Source organism: Streptomyces sp. P9-2, from assembly GCF_051903975.1.
GTDB classification, from domain to species: Bacteria; Actinomycetota; Actinomycetes; order Streptomycetales; family Streptomycetaceae; genus Streptomyces; species Streptomyces cellulosae.
Genome location: NZ_CP192633.1, coordinates 1,776,519 through 1,795,140, shown reverse-complemented (window position 1 = coordinate 1,795,140; position 18,622 = coordinate 1,776,519). Strand labels below are relative to the sequence as shown.

Here is an 18,622-nt window from a genome sequence, read left to right as displayed (position 1 = left end):
GCACGCGGCGCGGCCCCACCCGTCACGGATGCATCCGCGCCCCCTTCAGCACCTTGTCCACCGCGTTCCTCGGGCCGTGCACCGCGAGACCCACCAGGTCCAGGTCCGAAGTACCCACGGCCCGGACCGCCGCGCGGTTGGCGTCGTCGTGGCCGGTGGCGAAGAGGTCGGAGGTGAAGACCGCGCGCGGCAGGGCGCGGGAGAGGACGCGCCCGTGGGCCGCCTTCAGGACCTCCTTGGCGCCCTGGAAAACCAGCACCGGCTGACGGAACATCGGCAGGTACGGCACGCCGTCCGCGTCCTCGTACGGCTGCCCGATCAGTTCCGGGATCTGCGTGCCCAGGCCGCTGACCAGGAACGCGGTGACGTTGAGGCGCTGCCAGGGCTCCACATCCTCACGCAGCAGGACGGCGATCTTCGTGTCGAAACGGGTGCTCGTGCTCATGCCCTGAGACTCCCGCCCGGGTCCGCCCCGCGTCTTGTACGTTGTTTGCATGCCCGCCCCGGCATCCCGGCCCCCGGCGTCCTCGCCCCCGGCGACCCAGCCCCCGGTGACCCCGCCCCCGGCCACCGTCAGCGCCTGGCGGCCCTCCGTCCCCGGTGTCGTCGAGGTGTTCCACGCCCGGTTCACCGAGTACGCCTATCCGATGCACGTCCACGACGCCTGGACGCTGCTGATCGTCGACTCCGGCGCCGTACGGTACGACCTCGACCGGCACGAGCACGGCACTCCGGACGACACCGTGACCCTGCTGCCGCCGCACGTCCCGCACAACGGCGAGCCGGCCACCGCCGAGGGCTTCCGCAAGCGGGTGCTGTACCTGGACTCCAGCAGGCTCGGCGACGACCTCATCGGGGCCGCCGTGGACCGCCCCGACCTGCGCGACCCGCTGCTGCGCCGGCGCGTCGGGCAGGTGCACTCCGCGCTGGTGCGGCCGGGGGACGAACTGGAGGCGGAGAGCCGCCTGACGCTGGTCGGCGAGCGGCTGCGGGAGCATCTGCGGTCGCGCGAGCCGGCCGCGCCCCGCCGCCCCGACCCCGTACTGGCGCGGCGGCTGCGCGAGTTGCTCGACGCGCGGGTGACCGACGGGCTCACGCTGGCGGAGGCCGGCGCCGAGCTGTCGGCCCATCCCGCCCATCTGGTACGGGCGTTCAGCACCGCGTACGGCATCCCGCCGCACCAGTACCTGATGTCCCGGCGGGTCGGCCGGGCCCGGCGGCTGCTGCTGGACGGGTGGCCGCCGGGTGACGTCGCGGCCGCATCGGGCTTCTACGACCAGGCCCACCTGACCCGGCACTTCCGCCGGCTGGTGGGGGTCACTCCGGGGCGGTACCGGAGCGCGGAACGCCCGTGAGCAAGCACGCCGTCGGGGGTCCGCACGCGCGAACCCCCGGCGGAGTGCTGGTCACTTCACGTCGACGTAGTCCGCCGCCGACGTCGCGCCGCCGGTCGTGGTCGTCTGGCCGAACATCCAGCGCCAGTAACCGTCCGCGGTCGCCTTCACCGTGGTCTTCAGCGACCCGCTGGAGTTCGCCCGCACCGTCTTGACCGCCGTCCACGCGGTGGTGCCCGCCTTGCGGAACTCGAGCCGGGCCGCCTTGCCGCCGTAGGCGGAGTAGGCACGCCTCGCCCAGTCGGCGCGCGTCAGCTTGCCCGTGACGGTGAGCGTCCTGTTCTTGACCACCGGCTCCGGTGAGGCGTTGACCGTGGCCCGGGCGGCCCGCTTGACCTGGAGGGTGGCCGAGCTGTTCAGGTACTCGTGCTTGATCTTGCCCTTCACGTCCAGGAGGGCGACGAACGCCAGCTTCCACGTCGTGGCGTCCGCGGCCGAGTCGAGGTTCTCGCGGGGGCGGATGCGCAGCGCCCCCTCGCAGTTCGCGGCGCGCGAGCCGTCCTCGTTGCACGTGATCATGTCGTGGAGGAAGACCTGGTTGCCCGGGCCCTCGTAGGCCCTGACCGCCGTCGTGCCGTGGTACATGAACGGCATGGCCGACGCGGTGCTGATGGTGTGCCCGGCGGGCCAGGTCACCCGGAAGCTGATCGTCGGGTACTTCGTCTCGGTGGTGCCCACCACGATGGGCTTGCCCTTGTTCACGACCACCTTCGACACCCCGATGCCGGTGTCGGCGGCCTGGGCGGGCTGAGCGGTCAGCGCCCCGAGGGCGATCGTTCCGCCGAGCACCGCCGCCAGGGCGGATCTGCCAGTGCGCATGCACGTCCTCTTCATGCATGGGGCCCGTGTGTCCGGGGCCCGGATCGCGGCAGGCTAACAGCCCGGTTTCGCACGCCAGTTCGGACCCCCACCACAGTGCGGGCGCACACGTCCCGGGAAGTCAGCCCTCCGAAGGCCGCTCCAGCAGATGCGTGAACGCGTCCAGGTTGCGGGTCGACTCGCCCCGCGATACGCGCCATGCGTACTCCTTGCGGATCGCGGACGCGAAGCCCAGCTCCAGCAGGGTGTTGAAGCTGCCGTCGGCGGCCTCCAGGATCTGACCCAGCAGCCGGTCCAGCTCCTCCGGGGTGATCGCGGGCAGCGGCAGGCGGCCGGTGACGTAGATGTCGCCGAGCGGGTCGACGGCGTAACTCACGCCGAACAGCTTGAGGTTGCGCTCCAGGAGCCAGCGGTGGACGCCCGCCTCGTTCTCGTCGGGGTGGCGGATGACGAAGGCGTTGAGGGACAGGGTGTGCCGGCCGACGATCAGGGAGACCGTCGTGGACAGCTTGCGGGTGCCGGGGAGTTTCACCACGTAGTTCCCGGGGGCCGGGCTCTCCCACTCCAGCTCGGCGTCCTTCAGCACGCCCTCGACGACCTGTGCCGCCCGCTGCTCCGCTTCCGTGTCAGCCATGGTGGGAGCGTACGTGACGGCGGTGGGCGTGGGTCGCGGCCGTGTACACGTCGGCCGTGGCGGCGGCCGCGGTGTCCCAGCCGAAGTTCTGGGCGTGCCGGGCGGCGGCCTCGCCCATCCGTGCGGCGAGCTCCGGCCGGTCGGCGAAGTCGCGCAGCACGCGCGCGTACGCGGCCGGGTCGTGGCCCTGGATCAGGAAGCCGGTCTCCCCGTCCCGTACGGCGACCGGGAGGCCGCCGACCGCCGCGGCGAGCACCGGGGTGCCGCTCGCCTGCGCCTCTATGGCGACCAGCCCGAACGACTCGCTGTACGACGGCATGACCAGCACGGACGCGGCGCGGAACCAGTCCGCGAGCTCGTCCTGCCCGACGGGCGGGTGGAAGTGGACGACGTCGGCGATGCCGAGCCGCGCGGCGAGCTTCTGCAGCCCCTCCGGCTTGGCGAGGCCGCTGCCGCTGGGGCCGCCGACGACGGGCACGCAGATCCGGGAGCGCAGCTCGGGGCGGTCGGCGAGCAGCACGGCGACCGCGCGCAGCAGCACGTCGGGGGCCTTGAGGGGCTGGATGCGGCCGGCGAAGAGCGGGATCAGCGCGTCCTGCGGCAGGCCCAGGCGGGCGCGGGCGGCGGCGCGGCCGTCGGCGGGACGGAAGCGGTCGAGGTTCACGCCGGGGTGGACGACGGCGACCTTGGCGGGGTCGGCGCCGTAGTGGTGGACGAGCTCGCCGGCCTCCTCGGCAGTGTTGGCGATCAGCCGGTCCGCGGCGGCGACGATCTGCGTCTCGCCGATCACGCGCGCGGCGGGCTCGGGCGTGTCGCCGTCGGCGAGGTTGGCGTTCTTGACCTTGGCCATGGTGTGCATGGCGTGCACCAGGGGGACGCCCCAGCGCTGGGCGGCCAGCCAGCCGACGTGCCCGGAGAGCCAGTAGTGGGAGTGGACCAGGTCGTAGTGACCGGGGCGGTGTCCGGCCCAGGCCTGCATCACGCCGTGGGTGAAGGCGCACAGCTGGGCGGGCAGGTCCTCCTTGGCGAGGCCCTCGTAGGGGCCCGCGTCGACGTGCCGGACGAGGACGCCGGGCGCGAGTTCGACGACGGGCGGGAGGGCGGCCGTGGTGGCCCGGGTGAAGATCTCCACCTCGATGTTGATCGCGGCGAGCCGCTGGGCCAGCTCCACGATGTAGACGTTCATGCCGCCCGCGTCGCCTGTGCCCGGCTGGTGCAGCGGCGAGGTGTGCACGGAGAGCATCGCCACGCGGCGGGGCCTGCGGTGCAGCCGCAGGCGCGGCGGTACGGCGGGGGAGCGCCGCCCGAGCCTCGCGATGTACTGGCTCACGTGGCGTTCCTCCTCGCTGCGGGCACGGCTGGGAGAGGGCGTACGACCCTCGGCGACGTCAACATCGGAACATTGCGTTCCCATTTCCGTACGGCGCGGTCGTCGGCGGTCTTTACCGAATCATTACCCTGTCTAGCTCAACCGTTCGACTGCGCGGTGCGTGCCCGTGGCGGCGCACGCGCCGCGATCCGGGAGCGGGTACCCCCGTACCCTCGTCCTCATGACATCGCGTCCCGCCTCCGCCCCCGTGGGCACGGTGACGCGCGGCACCACCAACCCCAACCGGCTGCGCCGCATGGACCGCTGGATCGCGGCCGCGCACGGCGCCGAGCTGCGCCGCGCCGCCGACCCCCTCGCCGTCGACCTCGGCTACGGCGCGGCCCCCTGGACCGCGCTGGAACTGCTGCACCGGCTGCGCACGGCGGCGCCCCGCGCCCGGGTGGCGGGCGTGGAGATCGACCCGGCCCGGGTCGCCTCGGCACGGCCGTACGAGCGGGAGGGGCTGGTGTTCCTGCGCGGCGGCTTCGAGATCCCGGTCGCGGGCAGCCCGGTCCTGGTCCGCGCGGCGAACGTGCTGCGCCAGTACGACGAGGGGGAGGTCGCCGGCGTGTGGCGGCGGCTGTGCGCACGGCTCGCCCCGGCCGACCCGGCCACCGGATCGCGCGGCGGGCTGCTGGTCGAGGGGACCTGCGACGAGATCGGACGCCGGCACGTGTGGGTCGCGCTCGGCCCCGAGGGACCGCGCACGGTGACCTTCGCGACCCGGCTCGGCTCCCTGGACCGCCCCTCCGACCTGGCCGAACGGCTCCCCAAGGCGCTCATCCACCGCAACGTCCCCGGCGAACCGGTGCACGTCTTCCTGCGCGACTTCGACCGCGCCTGGGCGGCCGCCGCACCCTACGCCTCGTACGGAGCGCGCCAGCGCTGGATCCGCGCGGTGCGGGACCTCACGGCCGACTGGCCGGTGACGGACGGCCCCGCGCGCTGGCGGCAGGGGGAAGTCACCGTGCGGTGGGGGGCGTTGGCGCCGCTCGGGTGGTGAGGGCGCCGGAGGCGGTGCCTCCGCATATAGGGGCCGGGAACGATCTCCCCCGGCCGTACGTCACACCGACCGGGATGACGGTCGTACAGGGACCAGCGGGACGCAAGGGGCGTTGTCCACACCCCCTGTCGTTTCTCGCTCATTAATGGCAGCATCCCCCCGGCAGCGAAAAGTTACTGACGATTAACCAGGCGGGGGTGCACGCATGGGGGCAGGCAAGCGCGGAGTGCTGACGGCGGCCGTGACCGTGGTCTGCGCGGTCACCGTACTGGCCGTGCCCGGTACGGCGTTCGCGGCGCCCACTCCCCCACCGGACCCGGGCGCGACGGCGAGCGTCACCGTGGTCACCAGCGACGTGGAGCTGGAGGCCGTCCGCAAGAAGCTCGACAAGCTCTACCGCGCGGCGGCCAGGGCGACCGACGAGTACAACGCGGCCGAGGAGAAGGCCCGGCAGCAGACCGCGCAGGTCGTGCGGCTGGCGAAGAAGATCACCGAGGGCCGGGAGAAGCTGGACGACCTCAAGAGCCGTGCGGGGGCCGCGGCCGCCGCGCAGTACCGGGGCGGCGGGCTGCCGCCCGAGGCGCGCCTGGTGCTCAGCGACGACCCGCAGGAGTTCCTCGACGGCGCAGGGCGGGTCCGCCAGGAGCAGCACGCGGCCAAGGGCCTGATCGGCGAAATGACCCGCACCCAGCGGGACTTGGAGCAGTACGCCGCGGACGCCCGGGAGCAGATGCGCAAGCTGGAGGCGGGCCGCAAGGTCAAGGCCGCCGCGCAGAAGCGGATCGAGAGACAGATCGAGGCCGCCGAGAAGCTGGAGGCCGAGCTCGAGCAGGAGGAGAAGGAGCGGCTGGCCCGGCTGGAGCGGCAGGCCGCCGCCCGCGCCCAGGCCACCTGGCTGAGCTCCGGCGTCCTCGAGGCGCTCTCCTCCGAGGCGACCCCGCAGGGCCGCAAGGCCGTGGCGTACGCCACGGCGCAGATCGGCAAGCCCTACCAGTGGGGCGCGGAGGGGCCGAACACGTTCGACTGCTCCGGGCTCACCTCACAGGCGTGGCTGGCCGCCGGGAAGACGATCCCGCGCACGTCGCAGATGCAGTGGCAGCACCTGGAGCGCGTCGGCGTCAGGGACATGCGGCCCGGTGACCTCATCATCTACTGGGCCGACGCCAGCCACGTCGGGATGTACGTGGGCGACGGCGTCATGGTCCACGCGCCCCGTCCCGGCCGGACGGTGACGCTCGCCGGGGCCGGTTCGATGCCGATCCTGGGCGTCGTACGGCCCGATCCGGAGGCGGAGCGACACCCTGAGTGACGTCCGGGGGCGGTGTCCGTCGGGCCCAACGGCCCCGTGACACGGGCCACGTGACCCACCGCACGTGGATCTCGTGACCAACGCCCCGTGGACGTGACGTTCGTCATCCCCACAGCATCTCCGGCCTGTCCAACTGCGGTAGCAAACGCGGCATATGACAGCGGCCGTTGGCCGGGCGGCGTGGTTCACACCATTCCGCTGCGGCGCGGTCACCCGCTATGGTCCCCGTTCGAAGGGGCATCCCCTGCCCGCCCACGCCAGAAACACGCGGGGGACAGGGCCGAGATCCGTCGCCCCCGCCATGCCCTCGGGGGGAGGGAAGGAACCCGGAACAATGCCCGCACCCGTACCGCGGCAGAGAGCGATCCCGGCCGCGGAAGGTGGTCAGGGGACGGTCGCCGCACCGAACGAGTCCGCACAGGAGCTGCCCGAGAGCCGGACGGCGGCCGCCGACGCGGCCGGCCCGACCGGCGCCGAACCGGCGAAGGCCACGACCACCACGACACCCGCACAGCTGACCCTGCTGCTCATCGAGAACGACCCGGGCGGCACGCCGATCGTGCCCGACCTGCTCGACCAGGCGGGGCGGCCGATTCGCATCCGCACCGCCCGCAACCTCACCGAGGCCGAGCGGCTGCTGACCGACGACGTCCACTGCATCCTGCTGGACCTGGCGCTGCCCGCGCCCGGCCGGGCGGACGACGGCGACGAGCTGGCCGTCCTCCGGCACGTCCTGGAGCTGGCGCCCCGGCACGCCGTCCTCGCCCTCACCGGCGCGGACGACACCGAGCGCGGCGCCGAGGCCGTACGGGTCGGCGCGCAGGACTACCTGGTCCGCGACGAGCTGGACGGTCGGCTGCTGAGCCGCGCCATCCGCTACGCGGTGGAGCGCAAGCGGTCCGACTCCGCGGAGCGGCGGCTGGCCGAGGGCCGGCTGCGCGCCCAGGAGAACCGCCGGCTCGAGCGCGGCCTGCTGCCGACGCCGCTGCTGGACGGCTCCCCGCTGCGGTTCGCCGCCCGCTACCGGCCCGGCCGCTCGCGCGCGCTGCTCGGCGGTGACTTCTACGACGTGGTCCGCACGCCGGACGGGACCGTGCACGCCATGATCGGCGACGTCTGCGGGCACGGCCCGGACGAGGCGGCGCTCGGCGTGGAGCTGCGCATCGCCTGGCGGGCGCTGACCCTGGCGGGACTGTGCGGGGACCAACTGCTGAGCACGCTGCAGCAGGTGCTGGAGCACGAGCGCCCGGACGACGAGATCTTCGCGACGCTGTGCACGGTGGACATCGCGCCGGACGGCCGCCGGGCAGGCCTGTGCCTGGCCGGCCACCCGTCACCGCTGCTGGCCCGCCCCGGCATGCCCGCGCGTCTGCTGCCGTACGAGAACAACGGCCCCGCCCTCGGGCTGCTGCCCGGCGCCCGCTGGCCGCGGATGCAGGTGGAGCTGGGCGCCGAGTGGAGCCTGATGCTCTACACCGACGGCCTGATCGAGGGCCGCGTCGGCGACACCGGGGAGCGGCTGGGGCAGGAGGGCATGGTCGACCTGATCCGGCGCAGGCTCTCCGAGGGGTTGAGCGGGGAGGAGTTGCTGCGGGCGGCGGTGAACGAGGTTCGTGACCTCAACGGGGGCGAGCTGACGGATGACGTCGCGGTTCTGTTGCTGGACCGGACGCGCTGATCGCCGTACCGGCACGGTTTCGGGGCGGCTGCGGGCCGTCGTGGGCCGTTCGCGCAGTTCCCCGCGCCCCTGAAGAGGCGCGGGGAACTGGGTACTTCCGTTCAGCGACCGCCGTTGTACGGGCCGTACGGGCCGTCGCTGCTGGAGCCCCTGCGGGCCCGGCCGCCTCCGGGGAGTGACCTGAGGGCCGGGCGGACGTCGACCATGTACACGATCGTCGCGATCAGGCCGATGATCGGCAGGAACGAAAGGATGTTGAAGATCAGGCTCACCACGAAGGCGAGACCCAGGATGATCAGCCAGAACGGCTTGGTCTTCTTGTCCGCCGCGCGGTAGGCGTCCTCACGGCGCGTGGCGGCGTCGATCAGCGCGAAACCGCTGAACACGATCAGGGCCAGGTTCAACAGCCACAAGAAGTTAGCGAAGCCCTGCATCAGCACTACGTCCACCACCCGTAATCGGCTCGTCCACCGCGCCGTCGTCCTTGTCGCGCCGCCGTCGGACGGCCACGTCGTCTTCCCGCCGTCACCGTACCCGCATCCGCCGGCCGGCTACCCGGTGAACGGGCCGGGCACCGCGTAAGTGCCCGGCCCGTGCCGTTCCGTCCCGCTTCAGCGGAGTGCGGCGCCGCTCACTTCGCGGGCGGCGTCGTCTTCTTCGCCGTGGCCTTGCGGGCCGCCGGGGCCTTCTTCGGCGCGGCCGGCTTCTTCGCGGCGGCCTCGGCGGGCTTGACCTCCGTGACCTTGGCCTCGGCCGGCTCGGCCTCCGCCGCGTTGGTCCCGGCCGGGGCGGCGGCGGGCTTCGGCTCGGCCGGCGGCTCGACGGCCACCGCGATGTCCTCGATGCCCTCGGCGGCCTCGCCGCGCCAGGTCTTCACGGCCTGCTCACCGTGCTCGGCGAGCTTCTCGTAGGTCTCGCGGGCCTTGACCGCGTACTCGGCGGCGACGCCCACACTGCGCAGCGCCAGGTCCTGGGCGGTCTCCCCGAGCTTCTTCAGGTCGGTGTCGATCGTCCCGAACAGCTCGTTGGCCTTGGCCTGCAGGTTCCCCTGCGTCTCGCGGACCCGGACGGTCACCCGCTCCTGGACGGCCTTGGGGTCCGTGTTGCGCACGGCCTCGATGCGGGCCGGGGCCTCGGTGCGCAGCTGCTCCACCAGGGCCGGCACCTTCTTGGCCTGCTGCAGCGCCAGATCGGCGGTGCCGGCGGCGAAGTAGAGCGGCTTGGGGTCGCGGAAGGTCTTGCGCAGGTCGTCGGTGATGGCCATGGTGATGGTCCTCCCGGATGTCGTGTTCGGCTGAGGGTCTGTGTGGTCCGTGGCGGGCGTCCGGCGCCCTGGCCGGCTCAGCCGGCCGTCCGCCGCGGACCGTTGTCGTCGCCGCCGGCCTCGCGGCCGGGGCGCTCGGCGGGTCTGCCGCCCTTGCTGATGGAGCCCTCCGTACCCGGCTCGGGCCCGACGGGTTCCACCTCACCGTCCTCGGTGCCCCCGAATCCGTTCTCCTTGCGGAAGGACTCGTAGATCTGGAGGAGCACCTGCTTCTGGCGCTCGTTCAGCGTGGGGTCGGCGAGGATCACGGCGCGTGTCTCGACCTCGTCCCGGTCGCGCTCGGCGTCGAGGATCCCGGCGCGGACATACAGCGTCTCGGCGGAGATGCGCAGCGCCTTGGCGACCTGCTGGAGCACCTCCGCGCTGGGCTTGCGCAGCCCGCGCTCGATCTGGCTCAGATACGGATTGGACACCCCGGCGGCGTCGGCGAGCTGCCGCAGCGACAACTGCGCGTTGCGCCGCTGCTCGCGCAGGTACTCTCCGAGTCCGCCGACGTTCAGGGATGCCATACCTCCACCATGACGCACCCCGCTAACAATTGCAAGCACCCTGCTTGCAAGAGTGCGCTAGCTCTCCCGGCAGGCCGTGTGAGACTGAGCACGGTAGATGTCGTATGTGCAGCACATCTGTCGGGAGCCACTCGGCACCTCACCCGAGGAAGCAGCCCTCGACTCGCACCCCACCGCAGCCAGCACCTCGCCAAAAGGGCCATAAACCAGGTCGCGCGACCCCGCGCACTTTGTGACAACAGCTCCTAAGAACGGACCGCATCGAGGATCTCGCCCACGATATCCATGGCGGTCGATGCCGTTTCCAGGCCCTTGAGCGTGTCCCTCAGCCGCGTTGCGAACCGTACGACGCGTGCGGGGTTCGGGGTCGTGGGCTCAAGGGTCTGGGCCAGGGCCTCGTGGTCGCTTCGGACGTCGTCATCCTGTTCCGGGGTGAGGTGCGCACCGAGGTGTTCGATCTCGTCGGTGAGACGCTCAAGCAGGTTCCGGAGTGCTTCGCCGTCGCCGGTCGCGCGTCCGCCGCGCTTCTCCTCCGGACGCAGGGCGACGCCCGACGCCTGCGCACCGCTCCCCGCCCGCAGTTCGGGGACGGCCGCGCTCAGCGCGTTGCGGAGCTCCATCGCGTTCCGGAAGCGCGTGCCGGGGCGCGGGCTCACCCCCCGGGCGATGGTGATCCCCAGGTCCCCGTGGCGCATGAGCAGCTCCGGGCCGTGCTGGAGTGACTCCTCATCCCCGTAGGGCAGCGCTCCCGACGGGTGCAGGAGGCGGTACAGGATCGCCGTCAGCGCGAAGGCGTCATCGGCCTCGGAGCGCTCGGCCGGCATGCCCTTGAGAGCCTCGGGCGGCAGATAGTCCGACGGACCAGGCGGCAGCAGGGGCTTGCCGTGCGTCACGTCCAGGCCTGCCCCCCAGCCCCGTACGTACAGTTCGCTGTCGTCCGCTCCGTGCAGTACGAGGTTCTCGGGCCGCACGTCCCCATGTGTGAGCTTCCTCGCGTCCATCATCCGGTAGAGCGTGTCGCAGGCGTCGACGATCCACCGGGTGGCTTCCACGGGGCTGATTACGAGGCCGCCCGCCAACTTGGCCTCCAGCTTCTCCTGCAGGCTGACGCCGTCCACCTTGTGGAAAACCAGCCACTGTCCACAGGGAGGAAGAAGCTCGGGAACGCCTTCGACATGCTGCACGGAATCGGAGAAGATCTCGTGGAGGCGCTCCAGCTGGGGACCGTACCCCGGGTGGAACTGGGCGACCAGCGGCTGCCGGATCTCCTCGTGGGCGAGATGGCGCGTCTTCGGACGGTCCCGTTCGTCGAAGCGCCGCTGGACGACGTAGCCCTCGTCCCTGAGCGGCTGTTCCTCCGTCTGCCAGCCGAGGTTGGGGTCCGCCTCCCAGCCGAGGCCGGGGCGTTCCGTGTGCGGAGGCCTCCTCGTCTCCAGCCACTTGCGCACGATCGGGTTGACCCACGCCCAGTCGTCCTCTCGCTGGACGAGGATCCCGAAGTCCCGGAGCCCGTCCAGGTCCCTGACCTTCGCGGTGGCGAGCGAGGCCCGGACCGCCGTCACGAACGGCTCCTCCTCGATGAGCCGCGCGATCTCGTGCAGGAGCGACAGGACATGTTCCCGGCCGCCCTCGCCGTAAGGGTCGAGAAGCCCGATGACAGCGTCGTCCTGGTCCACCACCCAGTCGAACGCCGCGTCCACCAGTTCCGCGCTCACGTGCGTCCGCTGACTCTTCTCCAGCAGCTTCAGGACCCGCGCGCCGAGCATGTGGATGTGCTGGGGATGGCCCTGGGTGAGCTCCCACACCCGCTCCGCGGCCTCGTCCATCACCTGGACGGGCTCCAGGAATCCGAGGTGGAACGCCTGCCGTGTGGCGTCGTTGTCGAGCGGGCCGATGACGTACGGGGTCGTGAAGTCCTGCTGGAACCGGGTGTCTTCGAGCAGATCGCGAATCCCGTGGGTCGTCGCGGCGCCGCAGAACAGAAGACCCACCCCCACCCGCTCGTTCTTCAGCCCGCGCAGCTGGGTCAGCACGGGATCCAGGTTGTCCGACTTCCTCAGCCGCCTCAGCAGATGCTGGAACTCGTCGATGACGAGCAGCAGTCCGACTGTCTCCTTGGGCCACAGCTGTCGTCGGACGCGGACCCACCAGTTCACGAAGTCCAGCGGGGCGTTGCCTTCGGGCATCCCGATCGCCGGCGCACGGTACTCAAAGGCGTGATCCACCGCGAGCACGAGCGCCTGGGCGATGTCGGTCATCAAGAGGCAGCCGGAGTCCTCGGTCATCTCGGCGTTGAGGTAGACCGGGAAGACCCGTGGAATCCGCCACTTGCCTGGGGGCGGCAGCTCGTGGGACCCGGGGGTCCGCACCTCACTGAGCTGGTACGCGATGGAGGTCTTCCCCGCCTGTCGCGAGCCCGTCATGAACAAGGTGCCCGCGTGGCCACGCGAAGCCTTCTCGTAATGGCGTGCCAGATCCTCGAGCTCTTTGGTGCGCCCCACGAACATCGCGGGATCAACGCGGTCGCTCGGCTTGAAATGCGCGGACAGCCGCTGGTCCAGGGGATAGTTGCTCACCGAATGGGTCACGGTCGTGGGCGGCAGCGGGCCTTGGGGAAGCGCCCCCGAGGCCGTGACCTTCACCTCCTGGTGTTCGCCGGTGAGGAGGAGGAGCCGTGTCGCCTTGGCACCGGCCTCCATTCTGTCGAGCCGAACCCATCCCTCCGGACCCGCGCCCTCGATACCCAGCGTGATCTGCGAGACGGACTGGAGCGCGGTGATCTCCGCCTTGACCTCCACAGGGCCGGAACCCAGCCGGGTGACCCTCAGCAGCCTCAGTTCGAGCAGGCGCCCCTCTCCGTCACTCTTCTTGCTCAGATGATCCCGCGCCACGTCCTCCCAGGCGGCGTTCAGTGCGTCGGAGAGCAAGGACGACGCCTCTCTCAGCCTGCGCGAGATGAGATTCCCCGACAGCAGCGCCTGCAGTCGCAGTGCGGCCTCGATACGCCTCGTCTTCTCGACCGAGTCGCGCGTCGCGCTGCCGGTCAGAACGGACAGCGCGTCCTCGTGTTCCAGCTGAGTGGCGACCCCCGCCCACACAGTGTGCAGCAGCTCCAAGGACTCCGCGTCCCGTGGGCCGGCCTCCTCCTTCAGCTTCAGCGCGGCTGAGGCCAGCCCCTCCGAAAGCACTGGTACCTGCCTGGTGGCCGCTCGGGAGACGAGCTCCTCGGTCCCGGGCGGCAACGACTGGGGCTCCTCCTCCGAGGACAGGGTGTCGGCGTAGTCCATCGCCTCCTCGCCCACCTCGACGCCGAGCTGGAGCAGGGTGACCGCGGCGTACCGGTAGCCCTCGGCGAACCTGACCTCGTCGCAGAAGGATCTCAGCTCGCCGAGAACTCTCACCCGCTCTTCCAAGCCGGGCGCCTGCTCCGCGAGCGCGCGCCATTGCGTGAACGCGTCCCGCACCAGTCCATGGCGTCCGAGCAACTCCGCGCAGTACTGGTGGGCGTCGCGCGTCACGGTGTCGTCGCGGCCGCCCGTGGTCCTGTCCTTCAGATGGTTCCGGACGAAACGCAGCAGTCGCTCCGGATCCGTCGCCAGGCTCTCCGCCACGCGCTCCAGGTGGACCCGGCCGAGAGGCGGGAGGGTTGCGTCGTTGAGGGCCTCGGGGACGTCCTGCTCGATCGCCCAGGTGACCAGATCGTCCAGGCCGACCTGGGGATGGCGCAGCTCTTGGAGCGCCTGCAGATAGAGCCCCCGATCCCGCTTCCGATCGCGGTGGGCCAGCACGACGGCGAGGGACAGGGGCAGGTCCGAGGTGCCGGGAGGCCGGAGCCGCGCGAACTCCAGCAGCAACTTCGCCGCGACGAGCGGACGGTGGCCCAGATGCGCGATCAGGCCGGCATGGGCGAGGGCCTCGTCCATGGAACCGTCACGGACGGTCCGGAAGAGCGCCAGCAGTTCGCGGGCATGCGCGTACTTGTTACGGGCCGCGGCGATCTGAACCTGCAGGCGGACACCGTCCGGGAGATGTCCCAGCACTCCGGCCACCACATCGGCCTCGTCGTACTTCTCGCGCTTGAGCAGGCACACCACCGTGGCCCTCACCAGCACAATGTTCCTGGGGGCCTTCCCGAGGAGCAACTCGCTGAACAGGGTTGCCGCCCGCTCCCAGTCCTCCGCCGCGGCGGCCTCCAGCGCGGGTCGCGCCTCGTCCTGAAGCTCGTCGGACAGCCCTTGGGCCAGCTGTCCCCAGTCGACCTCCGGCTGGAACCAGGTCAGCGCCTTGCTCTGGAGGGCGTTCACCTCGGCCCCGTACTCGTGCACCAGAAGCTGGACCGCTTCGGCCTCCGACACCTGCGGATCCTTGACCTTCCCCAGGATCTTCCGGTTGTCGGGCGGCGGCGTCTGCCGCCGGTCGACGACGCTCTCGCGTAGGACGGCCGCCTCGACGGAGGTCGCATTGCGGCGCAGCGCGAGGTCGGCATACCGGATCAGGGCCAGTGTGTCGTTCTGCCGTTGTGCCAGCTTGGCGAGGCTGAGATGCAGTTCGTACTTGGAGTACGGCTGGTGATGGCGCTCAAGGAGGTCGCGCAGTTGCCGGTCCCGCTCCAACTCGCGGGAGATCCGGACCGCCGGAGCGAGCAGCGCGGTCTCCGCGCGGGTGTGGTCGATCCACGTCACCAAAAGATCCCAGGCCTCCCGCTGGTGCCCGGCGGTCTCCAGAACTGCCGCCATCTCGGCGGCAGCCTTCGGACTGGGGTTGGCCAGGACCGAGAACAGATTCCGCATCGTGGCCACATAGCGGGTGACGTTGCCCTGCGGCCCGGCCTGCATCGCCCTGCGCACCGCGGTGCCGGCGATGTAGAACTTGTGGTTGTCCGGCGCACTGCGGAATTCGGCGATCCGGCGGGCCGCCAGCCCCTCGGGGCTGTCACCGGCCGTGCGGGACTCCGTGCCGGGGAGGGCGTCGGCGGCGCCGGGCGGGACGCTCCCGCCCCGGACCGGCGGAGGCTTAGACCCGGCGGGGGTAGGCACGGGCCTGCCCAGGGACGAGAACAGCGTGGTAAGTACCCGCAGTTGTGTCTCCGTGTACTGCCGGGGGGACACGCGCGCGTAGTACGTGAAGGCGGTGGCCGCCTCCTCCAGGTGACCGGACGCCGCGTACACGCAGCCGAGGTTCCAGGCCGCAGCGGCGCCCAGCCAGTACACAGTGGACACGCTGTCGTAGAGCGTGATGGCCTCTTCAGCACGGCCGGCGCGCACCAAAGTTCCCAGGGCGTTGCCGAGCGCCAGGGACTGGCCCTTGCGGACGGCTCGCACCCAGGCGTCCGCCACGACCGAGGGATCGGAGTCCGGCGGCAGACGCTGCGCCTCCAGGATGAAGGGGTTGCCCGCCTCAAGTCCGACGATCTCCTGCAGGTGGACATCCGGGACGAACGCCGGATCCGGGTTCCGCTTCGCACTGGTGACACCCGAAGGCGGCGAGGGCGGATCGAATGCCTCGGCCGACAGGCCACCCCTGCGGACCGCCTCGTCCCGCAGGAACACCACGCGCGGAAGACGGTCGGGCGGCGTCCACGCCACGGCGTCCTGGAGCACCCGCACCGCCGACCGGTGGTCGCCGCTGTTGATCAGCCACAGAGCGAGATTGCGATTGAGGAACGAGTCGCGGTGCCGGTTGACCAGGTCGATCAACCGTTCGAGGGTCTCCCGGTCCGGCACGGGAACCCGCTTGGCCCGGAGCTGCGAGGTCAGCACGCCCACCGCGGCGGGCTCACGCCGCGAGGCCCACTCGGCCGACTCCAGAACGGCCTGGAGTCCCGCAGTGTCCAGCTGGGCCGAGAGGTAGCTCCGCCATGTTCCGGGATCGTCACTGCCGGACAGCGGTCGCGCCTGTCCCGCAGGGACGAACGCGGTGTTCTGTGCCTGTCCCGGTTCGGCCGACGCCCTGCGCAGCCTGGTGACGAGCGGCGCCGTCCAGCCGACTGTGGCGCCCAACTCCTGGGCCCGGTCCAACCGCTGTCCCGCGAGCATGAGATCGCCGGCGTCCAGTGCGTTACGGGCGAGCTCGAGGTGATGGCGCCAGGTCACGGCCCCGGCCGCCTCAATGCGATCGACGGTCCTGCGAGCCGCGTCGAGGTCGTTCTGCTCCCGGTGGATGCGGAGCAGCAGGAACGCCCCAGGGGATCGCGGATTCTCCGACAGCAACCGGTCCAGACCGGCCGCGGCCTCCACCACCCGACCGGACGCGTGGAGGCGCTTGGCCTCTTCCTCCGGATGAGGGGCCGCCGAGGCCTGAGCCGGTACGACGGGGACGGCTTGCGGAGGTGCCTGACGGGCCCCGTGGAGGTACTCGAACTCCTCCATTCCCCGGCGCTGGAGCGGTTCCATACGGCCGGACAGGACCGCCTTGAAGACGACCAGGGATTCGAGGGCCGCCCGTGCCTGGCCGACCTGGGCGTAGGCGACCGCGACGTTCCAGGCCGCGGTGGCGTTGACGTACTGGTGCGGTCCGAACCGGCGGTAGAGACGCAACGCGTCCGTCGGCCTTCCCGCGCTCACGGCCCAACCCACGGCGAAGCCGAGAGCGGAGGTGTTGCCCACCTCGAGCGAGCGGGCGTACAGCTGTGCCTCTTCCGCGGGCGGGCGCAGCCCGGTCTCCGGGAGGGTGGTCTCGGCCGGGTCGCCGACCCGCTGGAACGGCCGTACCCGCGGCTTCAACAGGTGTGCGCCCACGACCGGTTCGGCGGTGACCGCGCCTTCCGGTGGCACGGGGGGATGGCTGAGTCGGAACACCTTCTCGGCGCGCTCGGCCTCGCCAAGGACGCGCAGGGCGTCGAGCTGCAGTTGCCACAGGACCGGGCGCAGCACCGGACGGGCCCGCTCGAGTGCCGCGTCCGTCAGCGCGACGGCCAGGTCGGGTGCGATGTGCAGCAGGTCGCGGGCCGTGCTGACCACGTCGTCCAGCAGCCCGGTCCGGCCGAGTCGCCGGACGCCCTCCTCCACCTGGCGCCGGTCGGGAGCCTCGTGATCCGGCGCTCGGAGGGCGGCCATGATCCTGGCCGGCAGACCCACGTCATAGGCGCCCTCCAGGCCCGGGGACGGGGTGTCGACCGTACCGAGCGGCGACAGAGCGCCGACCGGAACGTCCGCCCCCTGCCGCGGTACCGACGTCCGTACGGCCGCGTCCTCGGGCGGCCCGTTCTCCACGGTCCGCGGAGCGGCGGGGAGGGCCCGCTCGGCCTCGCCGACGTAGGTCGCGGCGGCCTTCAGGTCGCCACGGTCCAGGTGCAGTTCGACGGTGCTCAGGTGGAGCCGCACCGCCTCCTTCGCCTCCACCTCCTCGACGCGGGCCACAGCCTCCTGGACGGCGGCGACCCTCACCTCCACCGCCGTACGGCTCGCGTACTCCTCTAGCATGTCGAGGCCCTCGCGGGCCTCGGGCAGGTCCCCGCGGTCCAGGGCCTGGAGGATCAGACTGCGCAGGTCTTCTCCCTGACCGTCAGGGTCCTGTGCCAGCGCCTTGAACAGCGCCTCCGCCCGCGCACGGATCTTGTCGATCGGCTCCAGGGCCGGCCGAATCGTGTCGGCGGGCACGCCCGCGCCCTGCGCGCAGAGAGCGATCACGTGCCGGTGCTCCGGAGCCGCGAGCGACAGCGCCTCGGTGGCGATGCCGGTCACCCAGCCGTCGTCGCTGTCGGTACGGCGCGCCTCCAGGTCCGGTGAGGCGAGGAGGAGCGCCTCAACGACGGGTACGAGGTCCGGGGCGAGATTGTCGAGCGGCGGCGCGGGCACGTCCGGCCCGTCCCAGGAGTACTCGTTCGCGACCTCCAGCAGCTCCCGCACCAACGTGCAGACCTCTGTCGTAGCCTTCACCAGAAACGGCCAGCGCTTGCCGTTGGGTGGGACGGGCGGGAGGTTCCCGTGACGATCGGTGTTCGCGCGCGAGATGAGCACCTCCGCCGGGTGCTCGAGCAGACCGTGGTCGTCGATCACGCCCCGGCTCACGTCGTGCAGAACCGCCTCCACGGGCTTCACGAACAGAGGGCGCGTGAAGGTGTGGTCGACGGCTGCGAGCCGGTTCGCCTCGGCGCGCAGATGCTCGGCCCTGTCGCGCAGGACGAGCGATCCGGTGATGCGTCGCATGACCGCGTTGTCGCGCACCAGCGCCTCCTGCAGAGGCTGGCGCACGGGCTCGGGCAGCGCGCGCCCCGCGTAGAAGTAGCGCAGGCTCGTGCGTCCGGTCCAGGCGATCGCCGCCCAGTCGAGCAGCTCGGCGAGGGCGTACTCTCCCACCGCCGCCGCACTCTGGCCCAGCCGGGGCAGCAACAGCGCGTGCGGAGGGGGGCCCGCAATCCGGCCGGAGGCCGGGACGAGCACCGACGACAGCATGGTGACCCGACGGTGCAGGAGCACCGCGAACGGTGCCACGCCCTTCAGGACCGTGGGAGAGTGGACGCCCTCCGCGTTGCGACCTCGGCCGGACAGGAACAGTTCGAGGTCCCTGGCGACCACGGACGTTTCGTTGGGAACCATCACTGACTCGCGACCCCTGTGGTGCGTGTGCCTATCGAGTGACAGA

12 protein-coding genes are annotated in these 18,622 nt (G+C 71.6%); 4 read left to right on the top strand and 8 right to left on the bottom strand.

Annotated features, from left to right (window positions below; translation table 11 throughout):
* Nucleotides 1-22: 22 nt before the first annotated feature.
* Nucleotides 23-445 (bottom strand): DUF2000 family protein, encoded by a 423-nt coding sequence (locus ACQY0Z_RS08455; RefSeq protein ID WP_254588573.1) that lies wholly within the window; start codon nucleotides 443-445, stop codon nucleotides 23-25.
* Nucleotides 446-494: 49 nt separating this feature from the next.
* Between ACQY0Z_RS08455 and ACQY0Z_RS08450 the strand changes: the two genes are divergently transcribed.
* Nucleotides 495-1,355, top strand: a complete 861-nt coding sequence (locus ACQY0Z_RS08450) for a helix-turn-helix transcriptional regulator (RefSeq protein ID WP_381725126.1) — start codon at nucleotides 495-497, stop codon at nucleotides 1,353-1,355.
* 51 nt (nucleotides 1,356-1,406) lie between these two features.
* On the opposite strand, the gene ACQY0Z_RS08445 is transcribed toward ACQY0Z_RS08450, so the two are convergent.
* From ACQY0Z_RS08445 to mshA, 3 genes are all read right to left on the bottom strand, one after another.
* Nucleotides 1,407-2,213, bottom strand: a complete 807-nt coding sequence (locus ACQY0Z_RS08445; RefSeq protein WP_347224955.1) for a hypothetical protein — start codon at nucleotides 2,211-2,213, stop codon at nucleotides 1,407-1,409.
* A 121-nt stretch (nucleotides 2,214-2,334) separates the two neighbouring features.
* Nucleotides 2,335-2,847 carry a YbjN domain-containing protein gene (locus ACQY0Z_RS08440; protein WP_189896323.1) on the bottom strand — a complete coding sequence of 171 codons (513 nt, stop codon included), beginning with the start codon at nucleotides 2,845-2,847 and terminating at the stop codon, nucleotides 2,335-2,337.
* On the bottom strand, nucleotides 2,840-4,177 hold the full coding sequence (gene mshA, locus ACQY0Z_RS08435) for a D-inositol-3-phosphate glycosyltransferase (protein WP_189896325.1): 1,338 nt from the start codon (nucleotides 4,175-4,177) through the stop codon (nucleotides 2,840-2,842). The genes ACQY0Z_RS08440 and mshA overlap by 8 nt, the downstream gene beginning before the upstream one ends.
* Before the next feature lie 220 nt (nucleotides 4,178-4,397).
* Here mshA and ACQY0Z_RS08430 point away from each other — a divergent pair, with 220 nt between their 5' ends.
* The 3 genes from ACQY0Z_RS08430 to ACQY0Z_RS08420 all read left to right on the top strand — a co-directional run bounded on the left by ACQY0Z_RS08430 (nucleotide 4,398) and on the right by ACQY0Z_RS08420 (nucleotide 8,206).
* A complete protein-coding gene (locus ACQY0Z_RS08430) occupies nucleotides 4,398-5,219 on the top strand; it encodes a class I SAM-dependent methyltransferase (protein WP_439812034.1) in 822 nt (273 codons plus the stop codon).
* 205 nt (nucleotides 5,220-5,424) lie between these two features.
* Nucleotides 5,425-6,528: a C40 family peptidase gene (locus tag ACQY0Z_RS08425; protein ID WP_439812033.1), complete on the top strand. Its 1,104-nt coding sequence runs from the start codon at nucleotides 5,425-5,427 to the stop codon at nucleotides 6,526-6,528.
* 334 nt (nucleotides 6,529-6,862) lie between these two features.
* Nucleotides 6,863-8,206 (top strand): PP2C family protein-serine/threonine phosphatase, encoded by a 1,344-nt coding sequence (locus tag ACQY0Z_RS08420; protein WP_189896328.1) that lies wholly within the window; start codon nucleotides 6,863-6,865, stop codon nucleotides 8,204-8,206.
* A 101-nt stretch (nucleotides 8,207-8,307) separates the two neighbouring features.
* Here the strand turns inward: ACQY0Z_RS08420 and ACQY0Z_RS08415 are convergent, their stop codons facing one another.
* The 4 genes from ACQY0Z_RS08415 to ACQY0Z_RS08400 all read right to left on the bottom strand — a co-directional run bounded on the left by ACQY0Z_RS08415 (nucleotide 8,308) and on the right by ACQY0Z_RS08400 (nucleotide 18,576).
* Complete coding sequence (locus tag ACQY0Z_RS08415; protein ID WP_078504549.1) at nucleotides 8,308-8,640, bottom strand: DUF2516 family protein; 333 nt, start codon at nucleotides 8,638-8,640, stop codon at nucleotides 8,308-8,310.
* 197 nt (nucleotides 8,641-8,837) lie between these two features.
* The gene (locus ACQY0Z_RS08410; RefSeq protein WP_189896330.1) at nucleotides 8,838-9,470 is read right to left on the bottom strand and encodes a hypothetical protein; all 633 of its coding nucleotides are present in this window, start codon (nucleotides 9,468-9,470) and stop codon (nucleotides 8,838-8,840) included.
* A gap of 77 nt (nucleotides 9,471-9,547) precedes the next feature.
* Nucleotides 9,548-10,039 carry a helix-turn-helix domain-containing protein gene (locus tag ACQY0Z_RS08405; RefSeq protein WP_254587778.1) on the bottom strand — a complete coding sequence of 164 codons (492 nt, stop codon included), beginning with the start codon at nucleotides 10,037-10,039 and terminating at the stop codon, nucleotides 9,548-9,550.
* A gap of 245 nt (nucleotides 10,040-10,284) precedes the next feature.
* Entirely contained in the window at nucleotides 10,285-18,576 is an 8,292-nt protein-coding gene (locus ACQY0Z_RS08400) for a hypothetical protein (protein WP_439812032.1), read from the bottom strand.
* Nucleotides 18,577-18,622 lie beyond the last annotated feature (46 nt).

Coding starts and splice junctions, on each gene's coding strand:
- ACQY0Z_RS08455 (WP_254588573.1), bottom strand. CDS start 445: ATGAGCACGAGCACCCGTTTCGACACGAAGATCGCCGTCCTGCTGCGT.
- ACQY0Z_RS08450 (WP_381725126.1), top strand. CDS start 495: ATGCCCGCCCCGGCATCCCGGCCCCCGGCGTCCTCGCCCCCGGCGACC.
- ACQY0Z_RS08445 (WP_347224955.1), bottom strand. CDS start 2,213: ATGCGCACTGGCAGATCCGCCCTGGCGGCGGTGCTCGGCGGAACGATC.
- ACQY0Z_RS08440 (WP_189896323.1), bottom strand. CDS start 2,847: ATGGCTGACACGGAAGCGGAGCAGCGGGCGGCACAGGTCGTCGAGGGC.
- ACQY0Z_RS08430 (WP_439812034.1), top strand. CDS start 4,398: ATGACATCGCGTCCCGCCTCCGCCCCCGTGGGCACGGTGACGCGCGGC.
- ACQY0Z_RS08425 (WP_439812033.1), top strand. CDS start 5,425: ATGGGGGCAGGCAAGCGCGGAGTGCTGACGGCGGCCGTGACCGTGGTC.
- ACQY0Z_RS08420 (WP_189896328.1), top strand. CDS start 6,863: ATGCCCGCACCCGTACCGCGGCAGAGAGCGATCCCGGCCGCGGAAGGT.
- ACQY0Z_RS08415 (WP_078504549.1), bottom strand. CDS start 8,640: ATGCAGGGCTTCGCTAACTTCTTGTGGCTGTTGAACCTGGCCCTGATC.
- ACQY0Z_RS08410 (WP_189896330.1), bottom strand. CDS start 9,470: ATGGCCATCACCGACGACCTGCGCAAGACCTTCCGCGACCCCAAGCCG.
- ACQY0Z_RS08405 (WP_254587778.1), bottom strand. CDS start 10,039: ATGGCATCCCTGAACGTCGGCGGACTCGGAGAGTACCTGCGCGAGCAG.
- ACQY0Z_RS08400 (WP_439812032.1), bottom strand. CDS start 18,576: ATGGTTCCCAACGAAACGTCCGTGGTCGCCAGGGACCTCGAACTGTTC.